Origin of the sequence: Streptomyces sp. NTH33 (assembly GCF_003236365.1) — a bacterium.
Taxonomy (GTDB): Bacteria; Actinomycetota; Actinomycetes; order Streptomycetales; family Streptomycetaceae; genus Streptomyces.
Genome location: NZ_POTZ01000593.1, coordinates 1 through 3,545 on the forward strand (window position 1 = coordinate 1; position 3,545 = coordinate 3,545).

The following is a 3,545-nucleotide window of genomic DNA, read 5'->3' on the forward strand; positions in this document are numbered from 1 at the left end:
GGTACGGCGTCTGCACGTTGCCCGTGGGGGCCGGGGTGGCCTGGTCGACGGGAGGGAAGACCGCGGAGCCGACGCCCGCGCCGCTCGACGTCCGGGCACCGGGGACGATGCTGGGCGGGGCCGCCTGGAAGGAGGCCGCCACGCGCAGGCACTCGTCGCGCATGGACTCGGCGTTCGGGAAGCGCTCGTTGGGGTTCTTCCGCAGCGCGCGGGCGACCAGCGCGTCCACCGCCGGGGGCAGCGAGCGGTTGACCGAGGAGGGCGCGACCGGTTCCTCCTGCACATGCGCGTAGGCGATGGCGAGCGGCGAGTCCGCGTCGAACGGCAGCCGTCCGGTGACGAGTTGGAACAGCATGATGCCGACCGAGTACAGGTCGGAGCGGGCGTCCACGCCCCGGCCGAGGGCCTGCTCCGGCGACAGGTACTGCGGGGTGCCCACGACCATGCCGGTCTGGGTCATCGAGGTCACGCCGGACTGCATGGCACGGGCGATGCCGAAGTCCATGACCTTGACCACACCGCGCTTGGTCACCATCACGTTGCCCGGCTTGATGTCGCGGTGGACCAGGCCCATCTCGTGGCTGATCTCCAGCGCGGCGAGCACGTCCGCGGTGATCTTCAGGGCCTTGTCGGCGGGCATCGCACCCTGCCGCCGGATGTCCTCCTCCAGCACCGAGCCGAGGGGGCGGCCCTCGACGTACTCCATGACGATGTACGGCATCGGCATGCCGTCCACGTCGTCCTCGCCGGTGTCGAACACCGAGACGATGTTCGTGTGCGTGAGTTTCGCCACGGCCAGGGCCTCGCGGCGGAACCGCTCGCGGAAGGCCGGCTCCCGGCCGAGGTCGGTGTGGAGCGTCTTGACGGCGACCTGACGGTCGAGCACGGAGTCGTGGGCGAGGTGCACCGAGGCCATGCCGCCCTCGCCGAGCAGGTCGCGCAGCTGGTAGCGGCCGCCGGCCAGTGCCAGCCCCGCGTAGCGGCCGTGTGCGCCGTCCTGGCTCATGTTTCCGTGTCCCCCACCGGGCCGCCGGGCGCCCTCGTTGATCGAATGAGTCATTCCCGGCCAAGTCTGCCCCAGGGCACTGACACGTCAAGCGCGGTGCCCGTTCCGTGACCGTACGCGAAGCAACCGTCGCGGAAGCGTTACGGCAGCCCTGCGGTCGGTACAAGGAATTTGCACGGCGGTACCCGCACGGGGTTTCATGGCCGGTCCGTCCAGGGCCGGTTTCCGCAGCGGTCGCCCCCACGGTCCTGGACCGGCGGCTTGCTCGGAGCCTGTAGCGTGGCCGACTGAGACCGTGACAACACCGCGCGCACCGCGGGCAGAAACGACGGCGAGGACTGATGGCACAGCAGCAGCGCGCCCAGGGCCCGTCCGACCCCGAGGCGACTGGCGGCGGTATGTCGGACGCGCCGGAGACGTGGGGCAACGGCGGCCTGGTCGGCGACGGTCGGTACCGGCTGACGCACAGACTCGGCCGGGGCGGCATGGCCGAGGTGTTCGCCGCCGAGGACGTGCGCCTGGGACGCACCGTCGCGGTCAAACTGCTCCGTGCCGACCTGGCCGAGGATCCCACCTCCAAGGCCCGCTTCACCCGCGAGGCCCAGTCGGTGGCCGGGCTCAACCACCATGCGATCGTCGCCGTGTACGACTCCGGCGAGGACCAGGTGGGCGGCCAGGCCGTGCCGTACATCGTGATGGAACTGGTCGAGGGCCGCACCATCCGCGACCTGCTGCTCACCGCGGAGGCGCCCGGCCCCGAGCAGGCGCTGATCATCGTCTCGGGCGTCCTGGAGGCGCTGGCCTACTCGCACCAGCACGGGATCGTGCACCGCGACATCAAGCCCGCCAACGTCATCATCACCGACAACGGCGCCGTGAAGGTGATGGACTTCGGCATCGCCCGCGCCCTGCACGGCGCGTCCACGACGATGACGCAGACCGGCATGGTCATGGGCACCCCCCAGTACCTCTCCCCGGAGCAGGCCCTCGGCAAGGCCGTCGACTACCGCTCCGACCTGTATGCGACGGGCTGCCTGCTGTACGAACTGCTCGCGCTGCGGCCCCCGTTCACCGGCGAGACCCCGCTGTCGGTGGTCTACCAGCACGTCCAGGACATGCCGGTGCCACCGTCCCAGGTCGCCGACGGCACCTGCCCGCCGGAGCTCGACGGGCTGGTCATGCGCTCGCTGGCCAAGGAGCCCGACGACCGTTTCCAGACGGCCGAAGAGATGCGCGGGATGGTCCAGTACGGGCTGCAGATGCTGTACGACCAGGGCGGCCACACCGGCACCTGGAACACCGGACCGGTGGAGCCGCACGACGGCCGGCACGCTCCGGCGGCGGGCTTCGCCGGCACGGCCGTGATGCCGCACGCCGGCGACCCCCACTCGGGCACCACGCAGATCCCGCAGCCGATCCTGCCCGCCGGATACGGCAACGGTGACGACGGCGGCTTCGAGGGGTACGGCAACAAGGGCAGTGGCCGCGGCAAGCTGTGGATCCTCGCCGTGCTCGCGGTGATCGCCGTCGTGGCGGGCGTGGCGCTGGCGCTGAACAACACCGGCGGCACCGGCACCGGCGGCGGCACCGACATCACCCAGTCGCCCACGAGCACGCCGTCCGAGAAAGACACCGAGCCGAGCGCCACGCCGAGCGACACCAGGAACGAACAGCCGTCGGACCCGTCCACGAACCGGGGCAACGGCTCGGGCGGCGGCAACTGGACCTACACGCCGTCCTACCGGCCGTCGTACACGCAGACCGAGCCGTCCGACGGCCAGCCCTCCGAGGAGCCGTCCGACACGCAGACCTTCGACACCCCGTCCGAGCCGGCGCCCCCGCCGCCGACCCCGGACGCGGGCGGCACCCCGCCCGACGGGACGGGCGACACCGGCGGCGACAACGGCGGTGCGTCCCAGGGCGGGGCGGGAAACCCGGGAAACGGCTGATCACTCCCCGGCCCGTTCACTCCGTGAACGCCCCGCACACCGTGTCGTACTCCCGCGTCCACCACACCGCGAGCGCCGAGGCGGCCGGGAACTGGGGGTCCGCGCGCCTGTCGCCGCGCTCGTAGTGCCAGCGCAGCATCCAGAAGTCGTTCAGGCGCTCCCACCACACGCGGTGCACGGCCGCCGCGAGTTCCGAGGGCGCGGTGCCGGCCGCGCGGCGGTACGCGCGTGCGTACGCCCTGACCTTCGGCAGGTCCAGGGTGCCGGCGGGCCGGACGAAGAAGATCGCGGCGGCGCGTACCGCCTCCTCCGCGCGCGGCTGCACGCCGAGCCGGTCCCAGTCGACGATCGCGGCGGGAGCGTCCCCCTTGTAGAGCAGGTTGTACGGGTGGAAGTCGCCGTGCACCCAGCCGACCGGGCCGCCGGGCGGGGGACGCCGGTCGGCGTGCCGCTCCAGGAGCGCCCGGCGTTCCAGGAGCCGGTGCCGGGCCAGTTCGTCGAAGGCGTCCGCGGGGCGGTGGCGGCGGACGTGGGCGAGCAGGTCGTCGATCAGCGTGAAGGTGTCGGCGGGATCGGCGCTCTCCACCGGG

General features: G+C 72.4%; 3 protein-coding genes. 1 reads left to right on the top strand and 2 read right to left on the bottom strand.

The annotated features are described in order from the left end of the window. The coding region (locus tag C1I97_RS33455) for a protein kinase domain-containing protein (protein WP_146608370.1) at nucleotides 1-1,006 on the bottom strand (1,006 nt) is incomplete at its 3' end. A gap of 341 nt (nucleotides 1,007-1,347) precedes the next feature. Here C1I97_RS33455 and C1I97_RS33460 point away from each other — a divergent pair. Then, nucleotides 1,348-2,955, top strand: a complete 1,608-nt coding sequence (locus C1I97_RS33460; RefSeq protein WP_111006781.1) for a protein kinase domain-containing protein — start codon at nucleotides 1,348-1,350, stop codon at nucleotides 2,953-2,955. A gap of 16 nt (nucleotides 2,956-2,971) precedes the next feature. Here C1I97_RS33460 and C1I97_RS33465 read toward each other — a convergent pair. Continuing rightward, the coding region (locus C1I97_RS33465; RefSeq protein WP_146608371.1) for a phosphotransferase at nucleotides 2,972-3,545 on the bottom strand (574 nt) is incomplete at its 5' end.